The sequence below is a fragment of the Galbibacter pacificus genome (assembly GCF_029603165.1).
In the GTDB taxonomy this organism is placed as follows: domain Bacteria; phylum Bacteroidota; class Bacteroidia; order Flavobacteriales; family Flavobacteriaceae; genus Galbibacter; species Galbibacter pacificus.
In genome coordinates this window covers 542,755-565,212 of the sequence record NZ_JAQSVC010000001.1, presented here as the reverse complement: position 1 = coordinate 565,212, position 22,458 = coordinate 542,755, and the positions used below count along the sequence as shown (strand labels likewise).

The 22,458-nt window shown below is 39.1% G+C and carries 15 protein-coding genes; 8 read left to right on the top strand and 7 right to left on the bottom strand.

Going from position 1 to position 22,458, the window contains the following annotated elements; translation table 11 throughout:
- Positions 1-10: 10 nt before the first annotated feature.
- From PSF86_RS02280 to PSF86_RS02265, 4 genes are all read left to right on the top strand, one after another.
- Positions 11-1,156 carry an alpha-hydroxy acid oxidase gene (locus PSF86_RS02280; RefSeq protein ID WP_277898438.1) on the top strand — a complete coding sequence of 382 codons (1,146 nt, stop codon included), beginning with the start codon at positions 11-13 and terminating at the stop codon, positions 1,154-1,156.
- A gap of 16 nt (positions 1,157-1,172) precedes the next feature.
- A complete protein-coding gene (locus PSF86_RS02275) occupies positions 1,173-2,588 on the top strand; it encodes a purine-cytosine permease family protein (RefSeq protein ID WP_277898437.1) in 1,416 nt (471 codons plus the stop codon).
- A 419-nt stretch (positions 2,589-3,007) separates the two neighbouring features.
- Positions 3,008-3,376 (top strand): hypothetical protein, encoded by a 369-nt coding sequence (locus tag PSF86_RS02270; RefSeq protein WP_277898436.1) that lies wholly within the window; start codon positions 3,008-3,010, stop codon positions 3,374-3,376.
- Positions 3,377-3,562: 186 nt separating this feature from the next.
- Complete coding sequence (locus tag PSF86_RS02265) at positions 3,563-4,441, top strand: retropepsin-like aspartic protease (protein WP_277898435.1); 879 nt, start codon at positions 3,563-3,565, stop codon at positions 4,439-4,441.
- 345 nt (positions 4,442-4,786) lie between these two features.
- Here PSF86_RS02265 and PSF86_RS02260 read toward each other — a convergent pair whose 3' ends face one another.
- The gene (locus PSF86_RS02260; protein ID WP_277898434.1) at positions 4,787-5,608 is read right to left on the bottom strand and encodes an alpha/beta fold hydrolase; all 822 of its coding nucleotides are present in this window, start codon (positions 5,606-5,608) and stop codon (positions 4,787-4,789) included.
- A gap of 131 nt (positions 5,609-5,739) precedes the next feature.
- Between PSF86_RS02260 and PSF86_RS02255 the strand changes: the two genes are divergently transcribed.
- The 4 genes from PSF86_RS02255 (at position 5,740) to PSF86_RS02240 (ending at position 9,568) form a co-directional block, all read left to right on the top strand.
- Positions 5,740-6,603, top strand: coding sequence for an AraC family transcriptional regulator (locus tag PSF86_RS02255; protein ID WP_277898433.1), 864 nt, complete (start codon positions 5,740-5,742; stop codon positions 6,601-6,603).
- 262 nt (positions 6,604-6,865) lie between these two features.
- Entirely contained in the window at positions 6,866-7,324 is a 459-nt protein-coding gene (locus tag PSF86_RS02250; RefSeq protein WP_277898432.1) for a RidA family protein, read from the top strand.
- Between the two features lie 110 nt (positions 7,325-7,434).
- A complete protein-coding gene (locus PSF86_RS02245) occupies positions 7,435-8,640 on the top strand; it encodes a M23 family metallopeptidase (protein WP_277898431.1) in 1,206 nt (401 codons plus the stop codon).
- 271 nt (positions 8,641-8,911) lie between these two features.
- Complete coding sequence (locus PSF86_RS02240; RefSeq protein WP_277898430.1) at positions 8,912-9,568, top strand: cysteine hydrolase family protein; 657 nt, start codon at positions 8,912-8,914, stop codon at positions 9,566-9,568.
- Between the two features lie 363 nt (positions 9,569-9,931).
- Here PSF86_RS02240 and PSF86_RS02235 read toward each other — a convergent pair whose 3' ends face one another.
- From PSF86_RS02235 to PSF86_RS02210, 6 genes are all read right to left on the bottom strand, one after another.
- A complete protein-coding gene (locus PSF86_RS02235) occupies positions 9,932-11,059 on the bottom strand; it encodes a PepSY-associated TM helix domain-containing protein (protein ID WP_277898429.1) in 1,128 nt (375 codons plus the stop codon).
- Positions 11,060-11,124: 65 nt separating this feature from the next.
- Positions 11,125-13,626, bottom strand: a complete 2,502-nt coding sequence (locus PSF86_RS02230; protein WP_277898428.1) for a TonB-dependent receptor — start codon at positions 13,624-13,626, stop codon at positions 11,125-11,127.
- A 425-nt stretch (positions 13,627-14,051) separates the two neighbouring features.
- Positions 14,052-15,917: a sulfatase family protein gene (locus tag PSF86_RS02225; RefSeq protein WP_277898427.1), complete on the bottom strand. Its 1,866-nt coding sequence runs from the start codon at positions 15,915-15,917 to the stop codon at positions 14,052-14,054.
- Between the two features lie 36 nt (positions 15,918-15,953).
- Positions 15,954-17,429 carry a sulfatase gene (locus tag PSF86_RS02220; RefSeq protein ID WP_277898426.1) on the bottom strand — a complete coding sequence of 492 codons (1,476 nt, stop codon included), beginning with the start codon at positions 17,427-17,429 and terminating at the stop codon, positions 15,954-15,956.
- Positions 17,430-17,482: 53 nt separating this feature from the next.
- A complete protein-coding gene (locus tag PSF86_RS02215) occupies positions 17,483-19,138 on the bottom strand; it encodes a RagB/SusD family nutrient uptake outer membrane protein (protein WP_277898425.1) in 1,656 nt (551 codons plus the stop codon).
- An 11-nt stretch (positions 19,139-19,149) separates the two neighbouring features.
- Positions 19,150-22,434 (bottom strand): TonB-dependent receptor, encoded by a 3,285-nt coding sequence (locus tag PSF86_RS02210; protein WP_277898424.1) that lies wholly within the window; start codon positions 22,432-22,434, stop codon positions 19,150-19,152.
- Positions 22,435-22,458: the final 24 nt, after the last annotated feature.

The window sequence follows — 22,458 nt, the reverse complement described above, 5'->3', positions numbered from 1 at the left end:
AAAATATTACATGGCATTAAGTTTCGATTATAAATATCCATCGGTTGAAGATTTAAGGAAAAAAGCACAAAAAAGAATTCCAAGATTTGCTTTTGAATACTTGGACGGCGGTTGCAATGAAGATGTAAACATACACCGGAATACCGCCGAACTCAGAGAAGTCCAATTGGAGCCCCGTTACCTAAAAAACTACAAAGACTCGTCTATCAAAACCACACTTTTCGGGAAGGAATACGATGCCCCCTTTGGTATTGCCCCGGTAGGCCTGCAAGGACTTATGTGGCCCAATTCACCTGAAATTTTAGCCAAAGCGGCTTTTCAACATAATATTCCCTTTATTTTAAGTACGGTAACAACCATGGATATTGAAAGGGCCAGCAAACTTACCGAAGGAAATGCTTGGTTTCAACTTTACAATCCTGTTGATGATTCCATCAGAAAAAATATTATAAAGCGTGCCGGGGATGCCGGTTGCCCCGTATTGGTTTTACTATGCGATGTCCCCACATTTGGGTATCGGCCAAGGGATTTTAGAAACGGTTTGGCACTTCCGCCAAAGATGAGCCTGCAAAATATTTTACAAATTCTCGGTAAGCCGATTTGGGCCATGGAAACACTTAAACATGGACAGCCCAATTTTGAAAATATCAAGCCCTATATGCCAAACGGTCTTAATTTAAAGCAATTGGGAAAATTCATGGATGAAACTTTTTCTGGCAGGCTCAATGAGGACCGTATTAAACCCATTCGCGACCAATGGAAGGGAAAATTGGTGTTAAAAGGAGTTTCTTCTGAAGCAGATACCCGGGAAGCCATCCGTTTAGGGTTTGACGGCATAATTGTTTCCAATCATGGCGGAAGGCAACTCGATGCAGGGGAATCTACCATAAAACCACTTACAACCATTGCTGAAAAATACGGTGACCAGATCGAAGTCATGATGGACAGCGGGCTACGTTCTGGCCCGGATGTAGCAAGGAGTCTGGCTAGTGGCGCAAAATTTACCTTTATGGGAAGGTCTTTTATGTACGGAGCCGCGGCTTTGGGCAATAAAGGAGGCGACCATACCATATCTATGTTAAAAATTCAATTAAAGCAAGTAATGGATCAGCTTTGCTGCGAAAAAATTGCCGACTTGCCCAAACACTTAATTTAACAACCAAAACCAAATTATGACACAATACACCATTGAAGAAGATATCGAGCAAATTGCAGGAGGCGAATATGAAAGGGAACGCGTTCCGGATTCTAAACTAAAAGGATGGAAAAGCTTTTTGGGAATGTATGCCGGGGAACACGCCGCCGGAACCGAATTTGTAATCGGACCTTTGTTTCTTACAACGGGCGTAAGTGCTTTTGATTTAATTATCGGGCTTCTGCTCGGAAACTTAATGGCCGTATTGAGCTGGCGTTTTTTAACCGCTGAAATCGGGACAAAATTTAGGTATACCCTTTATTTTCATTTAGAAAAAATATGTGGTAAAAAATTGGTGACTGTTTATAATTTGGCAAATGGGGTATTGTTCTGTTTTTTGGCCGGGGCCATGATAACCGTTTCGGCAACCGCCGTTGGAATTCCCTTTAATATGGAAATGCCCAAATTAACCGATACCCTGCCCAATGGCATTACATGGATAACCATTGTACTGGTTTTGGGGGCCGTTATTTCGATAATCGCTGCAAAAGGATACAATACAGTGGCCAAAGCGGCCAACTGGATGTCGCCCATAATTGTTTTGGCATTTATTGTTTGTGGCATCGTGGCCTTATCTCAATTGGAAGTACACAGTTTTTCAGATTTTTGGAACCTTTGGGGGGAAGGCAGCGAACCCTTTCCCGGGCAGATAAAATATACGTTTTGGCATGTGTTTTTATGGTCTTGGTTTGCCAATGCGGCCATGCATATTGGCATGTCTGACCTCTCTGTTTTCAGGTTTGCCAAAAACCCTTCTATCGGGTGGACAACCGCCGGCGGGATATATATTGGACATTACATTGCCTGGATTGCAGCAGCTTTGTTATATGCCGTTTATTTAAAATCCCCGGAAGCCCAGGCTTTTTTGGCAAACGGACAAGCACCAACGGTAGCACCAGGCCCATTGGCCTACAATGCGATTGGCATTTTTGGTATACTCGCGGTTATTTTAGCAGGTTGGACAACGGCAAATCCAACAATTTACCGAGCAGGACTTGCCTTTCAAGCCATTATACCGAAAACCTCTACTTTTTGGGTTACCATTTTAGCGGGTGCAATAGCTACCATTGCCGGGCTTTTTCCTGCATTTGCCATGAAATTATTGGATTTTGTAGCACTTTATGGCTTTATCCTCGCTCCAATCGGCGCCATTATCGTTTTTGATCATTTCTTTGCCAGAAGGGCAGGAATTACCTCTTTTTATGCTGAAAAAACAAATATTAGCTTTAACTATGCTGTATTATGGGCATGGCTATTCAGCTTCGGTATTTTTTATTTTATTTCGTTGAAGTTTAATGTTTTCTTATCCTTTGTTACATTGCCCACATGGATTTGCTGCGGATTTTTATACATAGCTTTCAGCAGGTATTATCAGAAAAAACATACTGTTTAAAAAACATATCAAACTATAGTCCAATAAATCCTGTTTTATAAAAACTTGCCAGCAGGACCAGACGGCCTATATTTCCTTTGCTCGCAATAAAAAAATATAGAACATTTTCCCTATAAATCCCTTTTTGGGAATTTATGCAAGTAAGACATTGTTAAGGAACCGATTTCTCATCCATATTCTTTGTTGAATGTCCTAAAGCACTTAAATTTGTAGGAGACCTGATTGATAAACTATCAATAGAAAAACATAAAGACAAGGTCTTTAGTATATTGAGAAAATTCCCGGTTTTTTAAATGCTAAAAAACAACTGATATTCAACGGCAGGTACCTTTGTCCGACTTTATAAAATTATATCAACTGGTTGTATCTCCAAAAGACCGATCAGCTATAATTCATAAGCATATATTAATATTTATAAGATGAAAAAGGTTTTATTAATAGGAATTGATCCAAAGTTAATTGATTTTAACAATCTTCCACAGGACATAGACATTGAATTGATTCGGAGAGAAGCAATTCAAGCAAATCAGAAATTAAGTGAACTGGGATATGAAATCTATAACTGTTTTACTGATTTGGGTGAAACAGCTGAGTCAACAATTTTGGAATTTTTAAACAATAACCGGTTTGATTGCATTATGATAGGTGCCGGTATTCGTATGATAAATGCGCATTTATTCCTTCTTGAAAAAATAATAAATGTAATCCACAGCAATGCAGCACAATCTAAAATCTGCTTCAATACCAGACCTTCAGACTCTTATGAAGCAGTTCTAAGATGGATTTGAAAAATGAACAGCTACAAAATAATTAGAACTGGAAACAGAAGAAAGAGGACACTTCAAAAAATATAACAATAAATCGGGACATATAACTATTGAAACAATCAGCTCTACCAGGTAAGGACATGTTTTAAATTGTAACAAAATAGAAAGGCAATCGTCGTACATATACACACAAAATGCTACAGCTTTATGAACAAACTTATTTTAATCCTTTTAATTTTAATATCCCCACTTACTTATGCTCAGGAAAAACCAAAATCCCAAATCAAAATTCCATTTACGCTAACACAGGGTGGACATATCGTTATTTCGGCCGAAGTCAATGGGATTAAAGGAAACTTTATTTTTGATACTGGGGCAGGAATAAACCTTCTCACTAAAGATTTTGCCGACAAAATAACCGATTTAGAAAAAACCGACCATTTTTATACAGGACATAGGGCAACAGGCGAAGAACTTCAAGTAGATTTATGGAAGTCCAAATCCCTAAAGGTTGAAGACTTCAAGATCGATAACGAGACTTTTGCCGTTTATGACATCAAGTTCCCGCTTGACGGATTAATTTCGCTAACACCATTGAAAAATACCCCTTTCACCATCGATTTTGAGAATAAGACACTGAATATCGAATCTGATACTACGTTAAAAGAAATTAAACAACAAGAAGACTTTGAAATGCCCATTGAAATTTCAAACGATCGTGAAATCGAAATAAATATATCAACGCAAGTGAGACTTAACGACAAACTGACGTTGAGTGTAAGACTGGACAGCGGTGCAGGATTTGATGTATTCCGATTTAATGCCCGTTTTATGGAAACATTGGGAATCGACAAAACAGCGGTAAAAAGTGAATTTAAGGCAAGTTATTTCAAGCCCGAAAGCGGAAACACCTATTATTATTCCCGATTACCAAAAATGGAAGATAAAAACAGGAATGTCTCCATTGAAAATTTCAAAGCTACATTTATTGAGGGCTTGATTTATGAAGGGATTATGGGAATAAATTGGATAGGAAAAAAACTGACAATCGATATTCCGAATAAAAAAATGCATATCAGAAAGTAGTGTTCCGGTATATGGATAGTGTTGAATGCTGACTTTATATCGAAGTTTGAAGCTTGTAAATGAATCGCTCTCTGATATTTTTATTCCCTTGCCCGGGGAAAAGGCCCTTGTGAGCAGTGCTATACTGTCCCAGATTCAATTCACCATTTGGATGATCGAGTCCTAGTTCTACAATGTTTGTCCTAATTGTTCTCGATATTGTAGGGATAATATATCCTATTAAACCTTGTAAGGGCTTCTTTTTACCTTGGATATGGTATATGCTGTGGGGCGGTGAACCCTGCACATCGAATTTTTAATTTGCCACAAAAATTAGTCAGCCCCCGCCCTTGGCAGAACACCATTTTACAAATCATCGTTCAAAAACGCCAATACCAAATTTTCAAACGCATCCTTACCTTCAATATTTGAAAAATGTACCACAGGTAAGACCTCCAATTTTGAATTTCGAACAACAGCATGTATTTGTTCACTGTGTTCGGCTATGGTTACCTGGTCATTCTTACCAGCAATTATTAAAGTTTCATTGGGAATAAGCACATCTGTTTTTCGAAAATCTGCATCTCTTACTGCAGCATAAGACCCTGCCAGTCCGATATGGGACATTCTTCGAATCATTTTTCTAAAAAGCCACACAATGGTTTCCTCCTCCTGCACCATTTCTTTAGAAAACCAGCCTTCTAAAAACTTCGCTTCAAAAAATGCCATCCCTTTCCCATTATTCAATAAATCTATATTTTCATTCCATAATTTTGCGGGTCCGAGATAAGCTGATGTGTTTGCCAATATCAACTTATGTATTCTTTCCGGGCTATGGATACCCAACCATTGCCCGATAAATCCTCCCAGTGACAGACCGAGAAAATGAATTTTTTCAATTTTCAGATAATCTAAAAGCGCTACCACATCAAGTGACATCCTATCTATTGAATAATCCCCTATAGGAGCATCCGACAGACCATTCCCCCTTGTATCAAAACGCAGTATTGTGAAATATTTGCTAAAATTGTCAATCTGTCCATCCCACATGCTAAAATCGGTAGCTATAGAGTTCGATAAAACTAAAACAGGGAGGGAAAAATCACCATCGACCTTGTATGCGATTCTACATCCATCGCCTGTTGTAAAGAATGATATGCCCGAAGTCATATTTGTATTGTTTTCCATTTTTATATCTTTTTGTTCATTAAAATTTTATGGTTTTGAATAAGCAATTTGTATATTGAGGACAAAAGTAAGCGGTACCGCATTCCCTGTACTTTTAAAATAAGAGGATAATAATGTAAAATCTGAGGTTTGTGAAAAGAAAACAATTGTACCAGCCCATGGAATTGTTTATTTCAGAAAATGAAAATTGGCAAGAGAGTGCATTGATTTATCATTTTTTTGAGATTCTTCAAATTATGGATGGGAGTGGGCAGAGGATCGTAAACGAAAATAATCATACCTACGGGAAAGGAGATATTTTCTTGTTCACTCCCATGGATTGCAGAGGGTTTAAAAGCAGGGAACCCACCAAATTCTGTTCCATCCGTTTTTCAGAAGTTTTCCTGACATCAGAAACTAATCCTACATTTCAAAACAATAGACTTTCCTGGTTAAAACAGTTAGAACAGATTTTTTATAACCATAACAGGTATGAATCGGTCGTTATTCAAAGTATTGAGGACTGTCAAATGATCACAAACCTTATTTCAAATATCATTATTGAACACGATCAAAAAGGGCTATGTTCCCAACAACATACGCAACAGTATATCACATTGATATTAAATATTTTATCAAGAAACCTTACAACTAAACCTAATCCGGGAATCCTGCTGAATGATGAACCGTTAATCAATAAAATATTAACGCACATAAAAAAAAATATAGGAAATCCAGGACAATTAAAGACCACTACCCTAGCAAAAACCTTTAATATTTCAAAAAATTATATTGGTGAATATTTTAAAAAATTGACTGGAGAAACCCTACAACACTATATATCCCTATACAAAATGAAATATATAGAACAACGATTGCTATACAGTGATTATACTATCGGTCAAATTTCGGACGAATTGGGCTTTACCGACGAAAGTCATCTCAGTCGCCAATTTAAAAAATACAAAGGTATGAGCCCAAGCAAATACAGACAAGAAAAGAAAGCCCTCTATTAACATCTGATTTTGAAAATTATAATGTTTTTATCGATAGAGGTTGCCCTATGGTTTGCCATACAGGGCCGGTGATAAAAATATAGGAAATTCATTTCCAGCATATCCGAAGCTACAAAAGAAAAAATGGCAATATTTCATATGTAGCACTAATCGGGATTCAATATAATTTGTTATGTTTAAGCTGCCATGGAAAGATTAGGTTGAACATTTTCTGAGATAACACCTGCGAAGTTACATAGACCCAACAATTATGAAGAAAACAATGGAAAAAACAGTAATACTCGGGGTTTTGATTTTTATATTTGGCTGTTCCAAACAACATAATAAAACGCATGTAAAATTCAATGACATATCCCAAAGAGGATATTCTCAAAGCATTGAAGTCAACCCTCGCCATTTTAAAACAATATACATTTCAGGACAAGTCCCTGTAAATCCAGATGGAAAATTAGTTGGATATAACAATTTAGGACTACAAACAGAACAGGTCTTTAAAAATATAAAATCACAGGTGGAGAAAGCCGGCGGTACAATGGATGATATAGTTAATCTCGATTGTTATTTTACAGATATATCAAAGATTGGGAAATTTAGAACCGCACGGGATAAATTTATTAACCTAAAAAATCCACCGGCAAGTACCGCAGTTGAAATCAATAGACTGATCAATAAAGATTTTATGATCGAAATTAATGCCGTTGCCGTGATAAAATATAATTAACAGCCAATACTTATATTTATAGGACTATAACCAATATAAAAATTATGCAGGCTGAATTACTCAATAAGAATCGGCCTGTTCACAATCCGATAAAATAAAAATCACCAACCATGATGTTCTCCCTTTTCCTTTCCAAAACATATATCCGTATCCTGAATAAGCGAAGTTTAAAAATAAACCTATCCCTTATTAATATCGCAACACTTATATCCCTTTTGTTGACCGGCTCCTTGACCTTCGGGCAGTCCTATAGAGAAACACTGGATATAAAACTCCCCGACACCATTAATTTAATAGGTATAAACGGTAATAAAATAGCATATTATGAGCTCTACCTTACCAATTTTTCAACGGATACCTTTACTATTAAAGAAATACGTATAACAAATGGCAGGGATGGCTCGATATTGCTCAGTCTTCAAAAAAATAGCTTAAAAAACAATTATATTAGGATTGGGACTTCAAAAAAAGATTCGGATATGCAGTTGCCCCCCGGAAACACTGCTGTAGTTTACATTGACCTGGACACACAGAAAAAACAGCCCGAAAACATAGCCCATCAAATTATTTTTGAAGCAATTCACAAAAATAAGGCAAGCCAGATTTCTGTTCATACCTCACCTATAAAATGTATATCAAACAATCAATTGGTCCTGGGCGCACCCTTAAAGGGCGGTTACTGGACAACGGTATATGAGCCCTCCTGGGAAAGGGGACACCGCAGGGTCATCTATACGTTAAATGGGAAGGCGCGTATCCCCGGACGGTATGCGATTGACTTTATTAAGGTAGACAAAAATGGCACGTATGCAACCGGTGATGAAAATATCGTCGCGAATTGGTTGGGATACCGAGCGGATGTGTTTGCCGTTGCAGACGGTATCGTCTCCGCGGTAGGTAGTGATTTCCTTGAAAGCCCGACCATATCCGACCATCCTCGACACAGTGCGGACCAAGCAACTGGCAATTATATTTCGATTAAAATCGGGGATAGTCAGTTTGCTTTTTACGAACACCTAAGACCGGGAAGCATTAAAGTAAAAGTTGGTCAAAAAATAAAGAAAGGTGAGCTCATCGCATCCCTTGGTTTTACAGGGCAAACAACAGGACCACATCTACATTTTCATGTCGCGGATACCAACTCGCCATTGGGTGCAGAGGGAATTCCTTTTGTGTTTGAGAAATTTCAATTCTTAGGGGCTTATGAAGATTTTGGAAAATTCGGTAAAATGCCCTGGACCCCAATACATGACTTAACGCAATCAGACCGAAAGGAAGAACGCCCGAAACCAAACGCGGTCATAAAATTCAAATAAAAAATAGCATGGAGCGGTCACTTTCAACGGGCCAATCCAGGTTGTCCCATAGGCCCTACTGGACCACTATTTATTTTTGGCAAAATGTCCCTCTTTTACTAATTTGCAAGATGCACAGAGAAATTATTAAAGGCAGTAACGTAGAATACTAAGCAGTGAATTAAGAATGTTCAACCTATTGCAAAGTACAGGGACGTTGTACCATTTAATCATGCAAGTACTTGTACCCTGCCATTTTAAATAGGCAGTATTAAATAAAAATAAATTAAAAATGAGATACACAGAAGAAATTCTACTCAAAGCAGCAACCGATGCATATAACCATGGAGATGTCCAATTTGACATCGATAGTAAAAATTGCGCCTTGATCGTAATTGACATGCAAGATGAATTTGTAAAACCGGAGTGGACCTCTTCATGGATACCCGAAGCTACAAAACAAGTCCCAAAAATAAAAAAGTTGATTGAACATTGCAGAAAAACCGATATTCCAGTACTTTATACGGCCTTTAGAAAAACACATTTCTTTAAGGACAGACCCCGTTCAGGAGAATTGATGCCCAATAGATATCCCCATATAGGTTCGGACCCTACATGGTTTGAAGAAGGTAGGATATGGCATGAGATAAAGCCTATGGAAAATGAAATCGTCATTTCTAAACCCTCTTATGGGGCCTTTTACGATACCCCTTTGGAGACAATACTTAAAAACCTTAAAAAGGACACCATTATAATTTGTGGCACATTGACTAATTATTGCTGTGGAATGACAGCGCGACAGGGATATGAAAGGGGATTTAAAGTCATTTTTGGAAGTGATGTCACCTCAACCGACAATCCTGAAATGCAAGAACCGGAATTGCAGGTATTAAGAAAAGGGTATGCCAAGGTCATGGATTTAGAAGGTATCCTTAAAGTTTTAAAATAAGTATGTTCCTTATGTCCAACAAAGGCGTTGCTCAGCTTCGGTATTCTTTATTTTGTGGAAGTTTAATGCTTTCTTATACTTCGTCACATTAACCATATGGGATTGCTGCGGATTTTTATAGCTAGCTTTTTAGCAGGCATCATAAGCGAACATAAGGGATCGAAGTAGTTTTCACAGTTTCCTGTTATTTTGACGAATGCCATATGTATTTTTTAAACATAATATAGATTGGAATGGCCAATAATATACTTGCAATGATATCGGCAACCCATCCCCCTACCAAGGCAGATATCAGAGCATATAACGAAATGATTGCCAAAACAATTGGTATTCCCCAAAGTTTAAATCGTTTATTTCGCATCATCATTTAACTTTACTGTTATTTTTTGAAAAAGTTATTTTAGACTTTCTTCTTTCAAACCATAGATATAGTCCTGTTATAAGGATTACGATTGTCAATACATCAAAAACAGCCCAGATTATCTTTAAGGTTATCCCGCCATAATCGCCAAAATGGAGTGGCTGTGAGATAAAAAGTGTATTCACATACCACGGCATTTTACGTGCGTCTGTAATAGTGCCCGATTTTGCATCAATAAGTACGGGCATTAGCAGTCTGGAGGTAAGTTCTGTATTTCCCTTCATAAACACGGCATAATGGTGCTTGCTTGTAAAAGGGGTACCAGGATAGGCAACTAAAGAAACATCCATGGTGGGTATTTTATTTTCGGCTACATTTACAGCAGCTTCCAGAGAACTTAAACTTCCTTCTATTGGCTTTTCATTTTTATAGGGGGCCGTCATTTCTGCAAGTTGTCCCTGTTGCCACAGCCCCAAAACTACATCGGATAAGGTATTTATAATACCGGTCAAGCCTACGACCGTTAACCATACCACCATTACAATTCCCAGTAAATTATGGGTATCCAGCCATTGCAACCTTTTAGATTTATGCTTCCTTACCATCCCAAAGTCAAAATTCTTCATGATGGGACCGTAAAGTACAATGCCCGAAACAATCGAAATAATAAAGAGGATCCCCATAAGCCCCATAAACAATTTTCCAGGGATTCCCGCAAACATATCGGTATGCAGGCGGAGCATTATGTACATAAACCCTTCGTTTTCGGGTTCGCTTAAAACCGCTCCCGTGTACTCATTTATCAAAACATATTTGCTCTTTTCAAAATGATCGTCAGGATGTTCAACAACATCAAAAAGCACTTGGTTTGGATGCTCATCTTTTTCCCAAAAAGCATACCTTACATGTTTTCCGGGATTCTTGGATTCTGCAATTTCAACCAGTTTGTCATAACTCAACCTTTGCTGCCCTTCGATGGTTTCTACGGTAAAATTCTCCTGTAGATGCTCAATTTCTTCATGAAAGATAAGTGGCAGTCCCGTTAAACATAGCAATAGGAGAAAAATTGTACAAATCAAACTTGTCCATTTATGCCATGAAAACCAACGTTTTGCAGTTTTAAGTTTCATTTTTCTTTTTTTTGCTGTTGCTTCAATTAAAAACAATACTATTTTTTAATTGAACCATACAATAGTTACAGCCTATAGGTAATTCCTCCTACCACGCTCAAAAGCGATTGTGGGTTAGCCGTGGTATATCCGGTCCAATAATGCGCATCGGTAAGGTTGTCTGCCTTTATTGAAAAACGGAATTTATGTATATCGTAATAGGCATTTGCATTCAACACGAAATAAGAAGGCAGTATAAATACTCCTTGCGAGTTTGAGTTAACAATTTTATTATCGCTCGCATAATTGCCCCCAACACCAAAGCCAAGACCTTCTAGTTTGCCGTCCATAAAACGGTAACTGGCATTAAAATTGGTCAACCAAGGCGAAGAAGCCGTTGTGGGGCGTCTATTATAAACATCGGCATCAAGTTCATCTTTACTGGTATATCTTGAGTCGTTATAACTGGTTCCTGCTATTAAAGAAAAGCCTTTTGCCAAAAATGCACTTACTTCAAATTCCACCCCCTTGCTCGTTAGGCTTCCCGATTGTTTCTGTACAGCTTGGGCACCTACATACTCACCGGTGTTTAGCAGTGAATTTTTCACATCAATGTTATAATAACTTATCGTGGCATTCACCCTTCCGTCCATGAGATTGGTTTTAAAACCACCTTCCCACTGATTGGCCCTTTCGGGATCGGACAGGACAAATTCGCCGTCGCTACTTGTTAAAATATATCCATTGCTGGTAAAACTGTTTTGATAGTTCCCAAAAACAGAAACCTTATCCTTTACCAGTTCATAGACTAGCCCAAATTTTGGCGACCATGCACCTTGAGTGTATTCGGGAGTAGCTGCCTGACCGCTTTTACCACCTTCAAAATTATTACTTTCATAGCGAAGGGATGTCAGTACATTTAATCCCGGCACAGGAGTCAAAACATTGGAAATATACCCACTATACGTATTTAAAACCCCGGTTATGGGGTAGGTATTATTCGCATCAAAATCGTAACCCGGTGTATTTCGTAAAGTTTCATAAGTTGTTTCCAAGCTTTCCGCATTTAAAGAATCATAATTGCCTCCGGCAAACGGAACCCAGTCGAATGCGCTTAGAAAAATAAACATCTGTTCGTCTTCCCTTCTTAAGTAATCAAAACCTGCGGCCGTGCGGTTTCTCATATTAAATAAATGGAAATCGAAATTAAAGTTTTGCTGAACCTGAAAATATTTTTGCTTGCTATCTACCGTAGATTGGTCGGAGCGTATTACGCCCATTTCCGTATCGGCAGGATCCTGTGTAAATGTAGATTCTGGTGCTATATAAAAATAGGGGTTATATCCGTTTGATTGTGAATACGAAGAATTGATGTTGGTCGATGACTTAATATGATCGCTAATGGTATAATTTATGGCACCGTACAGGTTTCGTGTTTTAGATTTGGTCTTCAGACCGTCTCCCATATAAGAATTTTTATAGTCCAACCCCCAATCTTCAATAGCTTCTATATTATCCACCCCTAAGGCCGGGCTCAAATAAAATAAAAACTGGTCGGGTACCGCATCGGTGTCCAACATTTCAAACTCCAGGTTAACGTCCAGGTTTTCCGTAAACTTATAGGTAAGGGAAGGTATAAATACAAAAAATGAATTTTCAGCATCCTTTTTTTGGAAGTTTCCGCTATTGGTATATGCCGTATTTACCCTAAAAAGAAGTTTTTTGTCGTTTGTTAGTGGGGTATTTATATCGGCCTGGGCCCTGTAATAATTGTTGCTTCCACCGGCCACTGCCACTTCGCCCCCAAAATTTTCATTGGGTTTTTTGGTAACCCTGTTAATAATCCCGCCATAGGAGGTTACATTACTACCAAAAAGCGTTGCAGACGGACCTTTTAAAACTTCCAGTTTTTCAATGTTAATAGCATCGATCGTAGTTGTTACCGGAGCTACAAGTCCGTTTCTCAATGGATTGTTAACAATAAAGCCCCTTAAGTTTACAAATGCTCCCCCGTCTCCGGCCCTATTGGTAGCACTCCACATTTTTTGGAGCCCCGTAATGTTCCGGTAGGCATCGTCTACGGTAAAAATAAATTGATTTTTTAATACCTCGCCATCAATAGATGTATAAACCTGTGGGGTTTCTATCGCCTTTAACGGCATTTTACCAACAGAGCTGGTCTCTTTGGATGCTTCAAATTTATTTTTTGTCTGCCCTTCAAGGGTAACTTCTTCTAATTCTTCATTTTCATTATAAAGTACTATATCAAAAACGGAATTGTCATTAACCGTTATTTTTTTAGAAACCATTTTTTTTCCTACATAACGCACTTCTATTGTATAATTTCCAGTTGGCACTTGTTCAAATACATAATTTCCATTGCTGTCCGTTACCGTACCTTTTTGCAATTCCCTTATCATAATCGATGCATTGGCAACCGGGGCTTGAGACTCATTCAAAACACTTCCCGCTACCCTAAAGTATTCTTGTATATCATTGTTGGGTGCTATTATACGGTAGGATGCATGTGTAGGCAATGATGCAAATGCAAAGACTAAGCAGGTAAGTGCTATGTATATATTTTTCATAGTTTTTAGTTTGTATCGTGATCAGTTATAAATCGGCACAAATATATTTATTTAGATTTAATAAAAATAATTTTCTTTGTTAGGAATTTAATATTCTTGAAACTTCATGATTAGATTCTCTGTAATATCATATGGAAGTACAAATATTTATATATTGAAGTTATATGTACCCTGTAAAACTTGTATTTGTGACATTTTTTTGTGATACCAACGCCGGTATTTATACAATATTGAAAGTACACAATTGCTATGAACTTTGTTTTAGGATAATGTTTTTTGAAAGTCTTAACTAATTCAAAAAAAGAATCGTTCAGGGCTATTGATAACCCCGAACGATCTTCAGACAAGTTAAAACTAAACTGCTAACTAAATTAAAACTAATCTACTCTTCTTTTATATGTTGATTATCCTTTTATTAGCTGAGTTTAACGGGGCTCTCGGATCAATTTATTCATGGAAACTGTTATACCGCTTATTTTTCCCTTAAAGTAATTTTGTTCTCCCTGGTTTAATTGCTGCATTCTGGCTAGCCCACATGAAAAATAACCCGAATTAACAGCCGTAAAATCTTTTTCAAGGGAATGGTTTACTATGTCGGCTCCGTTAAAGGAAACCGACAATTTCCCTTTATTTGAAAGCTGAAACAAAAGGTGCCCGTTTACATCTGATAAAATATCGCTAAAAAATTCACGCCCGTCCCGTAAAACAATGCCGAGCTTCCCATTTTTTAAGATGAGCCTAAACTGGTTAAAATATTCGCAAAGCACACCGTTGTTCCCGGTTCCGTCAATAAACAAATTCATGATAAGGGTCTTTGGGGACCATCTATCCCGTTCAAAAGAAAGGTCGCTTACGCTCATCCCCTGTGATACGCTATATGAGTTGCTGTGAAAAACAGGCAAATCTCCTTGAAGGATCGTGGCCATGCCTTCACCCTGCCTTAAGAGTTCGTTGTTCAATTGCCGTTTCAATTGTTCTTCCTTGCGGGAAAATTTATGTCCTTTAATTAAATTTTCCGTTTCCCAGGGATCGGTCTTTAGGTTGTACAATTCTTCCGGCGGACGGTAACTGTACCTGTTCAAAAGGAAATTGGCGCGGTCACTGGCCTTAGCTTTTTCCACCCAGGAATCAAAATAAAACATATTCTGTTCCACTTTATCTATATGGGTTATAAAACGTCTCTCGGGGTGGTAATTTTTAATATACTGCCAACCATTGGCATCGATAACGGTTCTGGAAGGGGTATAATTATACCAATATTGAGGTTCCATCGAGGTCTCTCCAAAAACATAGTCACGGTGTTGCTCTTTTTTACCCAGCAGGACATCTTTAAAACTTGTTCCATCCAAATTTTCTATCGGTTCCCCTCCTGCCAAGTCTATCAAGGTCGGGGTGAGGTCGGTCAAGGAAATAAGGGCATCGGTGGTTGTGCCCGCTTTTACCTTTCCGGGCCACCGCACCACGAAGGGAACGTTCAGGCCTTGATCGTAAGTGGTCCATTTGGCTCCCGGAAATTGCGTGCCCTGATCGGAAAAAAACATAAAAACGGTATTGTCCCCTTCTCCGCTCTGGTCAACCGACTCCAATATTTTCCCAAGCATTTTATCGGCCTTGGCAATACTCTGGTAATAAGCCGCCAGAGCTTTTCGGGTCTGGGGGGTATCTACCAAATAATCGGGCAATTTTAACTTTTCGGGGGCATAGTTGTCCCCTTCCTGCCATGGCACATGGGGCAACCAAGTAGCTACAATCAGGCACAGGGGCTTATTTTTATTTTCGCCCTTAAAATAACCATTTATGAATTCTGTCGTGGCATTTCGGGGGTCGTTTCTATTTTCTACCGGAAAATATTTACCAAAGTATTCACCAATGTGCCTGTCGAAATCAGGCTTGGGATATACATCGACCTTTCCGGCTATGGCCACATAATAGCCCAGCTTTTTTAAATAATCGGGCAAGGTCTTGGTTTCGGGATTTAAGGCAAAATGATTCATTTGCGAACCATTCCGAAAAGGATACAGACCGGTTAACATATTACTTCTGGAAGGAGCGCACATGGGAGTTGCCGCATAAGCAGCAGTAAACCGCATCCCTTCCATGGCGAGCTGGTCCATGTTTGGGGTATAAACATCGGTATTTCCATAACAGCCAACATCTATTTGGCTCTGGTCATCACTGATAAAAATTATAATATTCGGTTTTGATTTTTGAGCCTGTAAAACACAGGCCGTTAAGAGGAATACCCACAGTACATTTCTTGAAACGGGTTGAAATTTAAGATTCAGATTCATAAGTGGTTTTTAGTATTTATACCTTTCCTTTTACTCTCATTTTAAATAAAGCCCTGTATCTCCTTCTTCTAATATACTATCCAGCTTTTTTACCAGGTGAGGCTTGGTTGCCGCAATATTGACATTTTCATTGGGATCGACAGTATGGTCATATAATTCAACGACAGGAAATTCATCCCTAAAATATTTTGTATATCTATAACGGGGTACCCTTACGGATATTCCCTTGTTGAAATAACTGTATGAAGCCTCCTTCCATGCCTTATCCAATTCGTTTTGGTAAAGTAGGCCTATCATGCTTCTTCCCTTGGTTTTATAGGGCATTTCTACATTGCACATCTCCATGAGAGTAGGATAAACATCTATAGAGCTAACAATTTTGTCAATTTTCTTTTTCTGCTCCTTAATCCTGGGATCCACAATAATCAATGGACTGCGGAGTGCCCTTTCAAACAAAGTATGCTTGCCCCATACCCTATGGTCGCCAAGTTGCCAGCCATGGTCTCCCCAGAGTACTACAACGGTATTTTTATCAAGCCCCTTTTCTTTAAGTTTTTCTATAAGCTTACCCACTTGGGCATCCATATAGCTTACCGCGGCATAATATGCATGTCTTATTTTTTGTGCATATGCCCTTGAAGCGGGGGTATTTAAATCTGGCTTTTCTTCTCCCAGTGCATACCTGTTAAATTCCGGGCTATTATGAAGGCTGGCCAGATTTATATATTCAGGGATCTCTGGTGAAGGAGTCAGGGGAATACTGTCTTCCCGATACATGTTCCAATATTTTTTTGGAGCATTGAACGGCAAGTGCGGTTTAAAAAACCCGACTGCAAGAAAAAAGGGCCTTTTTGAATTTGACAGGGAATCCAGTTGATGCAATGCCAATTTCGCCGAAAGCCCATCAGGATATCCTTCATCCCCTACATTTCCATTTTCATAGGGTTTCACCTGCCGTTTTTTTGTTATCCTGCTACTGCCATCGGCATAAGCAAAAAATGCATCCCAGCCATCTTTCCATTTCCCCGGATCAAATAAATTTTTATCCCAACTATAGGGAAGTTCGGGCTTTGCACCTATAGAGGATTCAGCATAACCATAGAGCCCATCGATATAATGGCTTATTTTACCTATCCCCACGGTAAAATACCCATTTCTTCTTAGTTGATGAATAAAAGTCTCCGGTGTGTCCTTTTCAGGTTGACCGGAAATATAGGTCCTAATAGCCTCATTACTCAATTGGTTCTTTGCTTTTGGCAATAAACCGGTAAGCAGGGCATACCTTGAAGCACCGCAAGTTGGCACCTGTACATAATGTTTGTTAAAAACACTCCCTTGTGAGGCCAACCGGTCTATGTTTGGCGTTTTTATTATTTTAGTACCATAACACCCAAGTTCAGGACGTAAGTCGTCCACAAAAATAAACAGGACATTGGGTGGCGTGTCATTTTTTGCCTGAAAAGAGAAAACCTTAAAAAAGGATAAGAATGCTAAAAAAACAAGGTACCTCATGGTCTACTTTTTAAAAACTTCATTTGCATATAAACTTTACTGTGTTCACAGTATCAATAGCCGGGATTCTGTTCCAATTCCGCATCAATATTCCTTTCTATTTCAGCAGCTGGAATAGGCCAAAGATTATATTTGGGCAAAATTTCATCTGCATAATAGGGGTTAAACCTTTTTACCCTATCATATAGCAATCCCAGCCTCATTAGGGTAAGCCTTCTTTTTTCTTCCACGCCCAGTTCCCTCATCCGCTCATCCAAAATATAGTCAATATCAACATCGCCGGCAGCCACTGGATTGGCATGTGCCCTTTCCCTAACCTTATTAATATCTGCTGCTGCTTTGGCATTGTTACCAAGGTCCATATATGCTTCTGCCCTTAAGAGATATGTTTCTGCCATCCGGAACATATATTGGTCGGTATAGGTCGCTCCCGCGGAACTCTTTAAGGTACCAAGTTCCTTATCGTCATAAAGTCCATCGGGATGGTTCATGGGGGTAGTAACCTTAGATTGATAAGCATAAAAATCGCGGGTGGTATCAACCCCTTCTGGAGGGTTTTCCGTTGAAAAAACCTGCCCATAATAAGATGAATTTGGATTATCGGCCGTGAATTCCCTCACAAAGTTATGGTTTGCATTTCGGATATCGTTGTCAAAATCGCTTTCCCATATTTCGTTGGTAAAATGATAAGTAGGAACGGCCCAACCTATTCCACGGCCACCTGTATAATCGCTCTTGGGCCACAAAAAGGGAGACTCTCCATTAACTTTGACATTTCTTATAAAGGGTGCGTGGTGTCTTTCCAACATATACGAACCACCTCTGCCTCCAGATACGGTACTTCCTCCCAATACATCAGTTTCAAACTGAATCACCCAAAGTGCTTCTGTATTTCCAGAGCCCCTATTTTGATTGTTCATCCTGAACAGGTCCCAATATACATCGCCCGGCGTTTCATTGGCCCTTGACCCGAATCTATTTTGCATTAAAGCCGTCGCAGGATCGTTAATGACCACCGAGGCAGCATTTACGGCATCTTGTGGCCGATTTGCGGCAAGGTACACTTCAGACAATAAATGCTGTGCAGCAAGATTGTTAAGTTTGCCATCTTTTGCTTCGGTAATACCGGGCAGGTTATTGGCAGCATAATTTAAGTCTTCAATTATCTGGTTTAAAACTTCTTCTTTTGAAGCCCTTACAAAATCTGTTCGCGGTTCGGTAATCTCTTCTGTTACCAAAGGCACCCCGCCCCATATATACACCAATGCCCTGTATGCAAATGCCCTAAAAAACCTTGCCTGGGCCAATATTTCTATTTGTTGTTCTTCCGTAATATCTGCAACCGGCGCCCTACTGATAACAATATTAGACTCGACAACCATTGTATAAAGATTGTCCCAATGTGTAGCAGGGATACCGCTATTGGGGTCGTAGGCTGCGATCATATTGGTATGCCTATCGGTGCTCGACTGCCCATCGTAAACCAAATCGGTTCCATAAATAAAGTCAAAAGGGCGGTGTTCGTCCCTGTCGAAAAAAATTCTTCTGGAAAACCAATATAAATTATTAACGGTGGCATTTAAGCCCTCGTAGGTATCATAAGCATTTACATTACTTAAAAAATCCAATGGCTTCTCTTCTAAAAAATCATCATTGCAAGAAGTTGTTGCCAAAAGTATTGTTGAAACTATTAGTATTATTTTTCTCATTTTTTCTTTCTTTAAAAGGTTACATTTAGGCCAAGGGAATAGCTTCTAAGAAGTGGCCTGCCACCAGATCCCAATCCAACACCTGTTTCGGGGTCCCACCCCCTCCATTTGGTCCATGTAGCGATATTCTTCCCACTTATAAACACTTGTAAACTTTCCATTTTTAGTTTGTTCACCAAGTCTTTATCAAAGTCGTAGCTAAGGCTAACATCCTGCAACCTAACAAAACTGCGGTCGCCATATACAGCTGGGGAAACCCGTGGGTTCTTTCCGGGAAATACAGGATCTATGCCCTCCGGGTGGTTTGGTTGCCATAAATCCCTGTCATTTAAATAATTCCATCTAATATTGTTATCGTCGAGGGTTATGGGGTAAATGTTGTTTTGCATGTAGCCATTTTTACCACCCTGTATGGAATTTATAAATACCCTTAAGCTTATGCCTTTGTATTTAAAAGTATTTAAGATACTGAATCGATATGCCGGGTTGGAATGCCCTAAAATAACCCTATCGTCGGCCGGGGTAATTTCACCGTCCCCGTTTTGGTCTATTATTCTATAACTCCCAGGGAAATAGCCATCGGGTATATCGTCTCCGATTTGATAGATCCCATCGGTCTCATAATCATAAATAACCCCCAATGGTTCGCCAATAAACAAATTGCTAGCGGTAAGGTCGTCTTCTACACCATCTCCATCGTTATCCCGTCCTATTAATTCCAAGACCTCGGTAGTATTGGTAGCGAAGTTAACGGTAGTGTTCCATTTAAAATTATCCGTACCAATATTCAGGCTTTTAATAGCAAATTCAAACCCCTGGTTTTCAATTTCACCAATGTTGGTCCTTATGGTTTCAAAACCTGTAATATCCGGGATGGCAACATCAAATAGTAAATCATTGGTCCTGGTATAATAATATTCAACAGTGCCATTTATCCTAGCGTTTAAAAAACCATATTCCAGCCCTAGATTAATACCTGTGGTTCGTTCCCACCTCAGGTTGGGATTTGCCAACGAGGTTAGCTGTTGCCCAAACACCGTACTTCCACCATCGCCAAAAACATAGGCAGCTCGGGTTGTTACACCTGCCAAAGAACTATATCTACTGGTCTGGTTACTACTGGTCCCGTAACCTACACGCAACTTTAAATTGCTTACCCAATCTGCCTTAAAGAAGTTTTCATTGTTTATATTCCAGGCCAGTGCAACCGATGGAAAATAACCGTATTTATTGTTGGCAGCAAATCCTGAAAAGCCGTCCCTTCTAATGGTGGCCGTTAACAGGTACCTGTCATCAAACCTATAATCAAGCCTTGCCATTTGATAATTTAGCGCTTCCCGCCAAGCATCTGAGTAGGTAAACTGGTTGACGCCCTGTTCAAGGCTGTTATATCCAAGGTCCAACCTTGCAAAATCATTTGCGCTTGCACCTGTATATTCAAATTTTCTTTCTATAGCTCCATACAATAAAGTCAGGTCTATAGCGTGCTTGCCAAAAGTCCTGTTGTAATTTATTATGTTATCCAAATTATAATCATAATAAAAATCATGGTTTTTATAAGCGGACCCCGTTAAGCCCGAGCCATATTCGCTGGCACCGTAATTTTTATTGATCCTGTAATTATTACCAAAATTTACCCTATACGAAAGCCCTTCTAAAAATGGAAAATCGATTTTCGAGAAAAAGTTGGCAAAGAAATAATCGTGCCGCTCATAATTGTCCACATAATAAGGAATAAATGGATTCTGTACTGCTGTATTGGCAGGGTTTGGGATTAAGTTTCCTTCTTCATCAAAAGGTTTTAATAAGGGGGAAGTACGCACCAAATCTGTAATACTTGGCTCGGCGCCGTCTTTATTTACAAAGGAAGCAAAACTTTGAACGCCTACTTCCCACCAATCTGTTGCATTGGTAGAAAGGTTAATCCTTGCTCCTTTACGCTGAAATTTATCGTTTACAATAAACCCTTCCTGATTGGTATGGTCAAGGGATATTAAAAACCTTATTTTTTCTGATCCGCCCGAAACACTTATTTTTTGCTCGTTTATAAAACCGAGTTGGGTTCCTTCATCCCACCAATTGAAATTGGTATCTACAATGTTTCCATTTTCGTCCAACATGGAAGAATCTATATAATCGGCCAGATCGAAATCGGGGTTCGGGTTTATATAATCGGGCCCCAAATAAGCATTTTCATATTGAAGCTTTCTAATATGTTCTAAATAATCATCACGATTTAATGGACTTAAATCCTTGGAAGGCTCTTGAGTTGCATACGAAGTAGAAATTGTTACTCTTGGCCGTTGATTCTTCTTTCCCTGTTTTGTGGTAATGAGAATTACGCCATTTGCCCCTTGAGCACCATAAACAGCTACTGAACTTGCATCCTTCAATACGTCCATGGATTCTATATCATTTGGATTAATAGATTCCAGAGAACCGTTGTATTGTATTCCGTCCAAGATAATCAACACATTTTGATTTCCCGATATGGTGGTTCTGCCCCTTACCGAAATAGAAGGTGTTGACCCTGCGCTCACTACCGGGCCTACATTGAGTCCCGGTAAATTTCCTTGCAATAATTGCCCGACATTACTTACGGGAACTTGTCTAAAATCTTCAAGGTTTGCACTTCCCACGGCTCCAGTCACATCTTTTCGTTTACGGGTACCATAACCTATAACCACTACTTCATCCAGGGCCTGAGCATCTTGCCTTAAGGTAACATCGATAGTGGTCTGGTTGGCCGCCTTGATTTCCTGGGTTACAAAACCTATGTAACTAAATACCAAAATGGCATCATCTGGAACATCCGTCAGGCTATAATGACCGTCAAAATCGGTTTGCGTTCCTATGGAAGTCCCTTTAACTACAATATTAACGCCCGGTAACGGACCGGTATCATCAGATACGGTTCCCGTTATGCCCGTCTGGGGAAGTTCTAAATATGATTGCTCTGTTATTTCCGGTTTTTCTTCCCGTTTTTTAAGTGCAATAGTATTATTGGTCTGCTTGTAACTAAGCTGCAACTGATCGGCAATTTCATCTAGGATGTCCCTTAGCGGAACATTTCCTGCGGAAATGGATACTTTTTTACCTTTAGTATCCAACAAACCGTCCTGATAAAAAAAAGTAAATACCGTTTGTTGCTGTATTTGATGGATTACCTGTTGCAAAGTTGCTTCGGTAACATTCATGGACAGGTACACCTGATTAAGGTCCTGGGCTTTTGCCTTATTGGCCAGGGTGAAGTTTGAAAACACCCAGATACAGATTATTAATGAGCGTATAGTCATAGATACACACGTCTTAATAAGATT

Excerpts from the sequence above, each read along its gene's own strand:
- PSF86_RS02280 (WP_277898438.1), top strand. The coding sequence starts at position 11 with ATGGCATTAAGTTTCGATTATAAATATCCATCGGTTGAAGATTTAAGG.
- PSF86_RS02275 (WP_277898437.1), top strand. The coding sequence starts at position 1,173 with ATGACACAATACACCATTGAAGAAGATATCGAGCAAATTGCAGGAGGC.
- PSF86_RS02270 (WP_277898436.1), top strand. The coding sequence starts at position 3,008 with ATGAAAAAGGTTTTATTAATAGGAATTGATCCAAAGTTAATTGATTTT.
- PSF86_RS02265 (WP_277898435.1), top strand. The coding sequence starts at position 3,563 with ATGAACAAACTTATTTTAATCCTTTTAATTTTAATATCCCCACTTACT.
- PSF86_RS02260 (WP_277898434.1), bottom strand. The coding sequence starts at position 5,608 with ATGGAAAACAATACAAATATGACTTCGGGCATATCATTCTTTACAACA.
- PSF86_RS02250 (WP_277898432.1), top strand. The coding sequence starts at position 6,866 with ATGGAAAAAACAGTAATACTCGGGGTTTTGATTTTTATATTTGGCTGT.
- PSF86_RS02245 (WP_277898431.1), top strand. The coding sequence starts at position 7,435 with ATGATGTTCTCCCTTTTCCTTTCCAAAACATATATCCGTATCCTGAAT.
- PSF86_RS02240 (WP_277898430.1), top strand. The coding sequence starts at position 8,912 with ATGAGATACACAGAAGAAATTCTACTCAAAGCAGCAACCGATGCATAT.
- PSF86_RS02235 (WP_277898429.1), bottom strand. The coding sequence starts at position 11,059 with ATGAAACTTAAAACTGCAAAACGTTGGTTTTCATGGCATAAATGGACA.
- PSF86_RS02230 (WP_277898428.1), bottom strand. The coding sequence starts at position 13,626 with ATGAAAAATATATACATAGCACTTACCTGCTTAGTCTTTGCATTTGCA.
- PSF86_RS02225 (WP_277898427.1), bottom strand. The coding sequence starts at position 15,917 with ATGAATCTGAATCTTAAATTTCAACCCGTTTCAAGAAATGTACTGTGG.
- PSF86_RS02220 (WP_277898426.1), bottom strand. The coding sequence starts at position 17,429 with ATGAGGTACCTTGTTTTTTTAGCATTCTTATCCTTTTTTAAGGTTTTC.
- PSF86_RS02215 (WP_277898425.1), bottom strand. The coding sequence starts at position 19,138 with ATGAGAAAAATAATACTAATAGTTTCAACAATACTTTTGGCAACAACT.
- PSF86_RS02210 (WP_277898424.1), bottom strand. The coding sequence starts at position 22,434 with ATGACTATACGCTCATTAATAATCTGTATCTGGGTGTTTTCAAACTTC.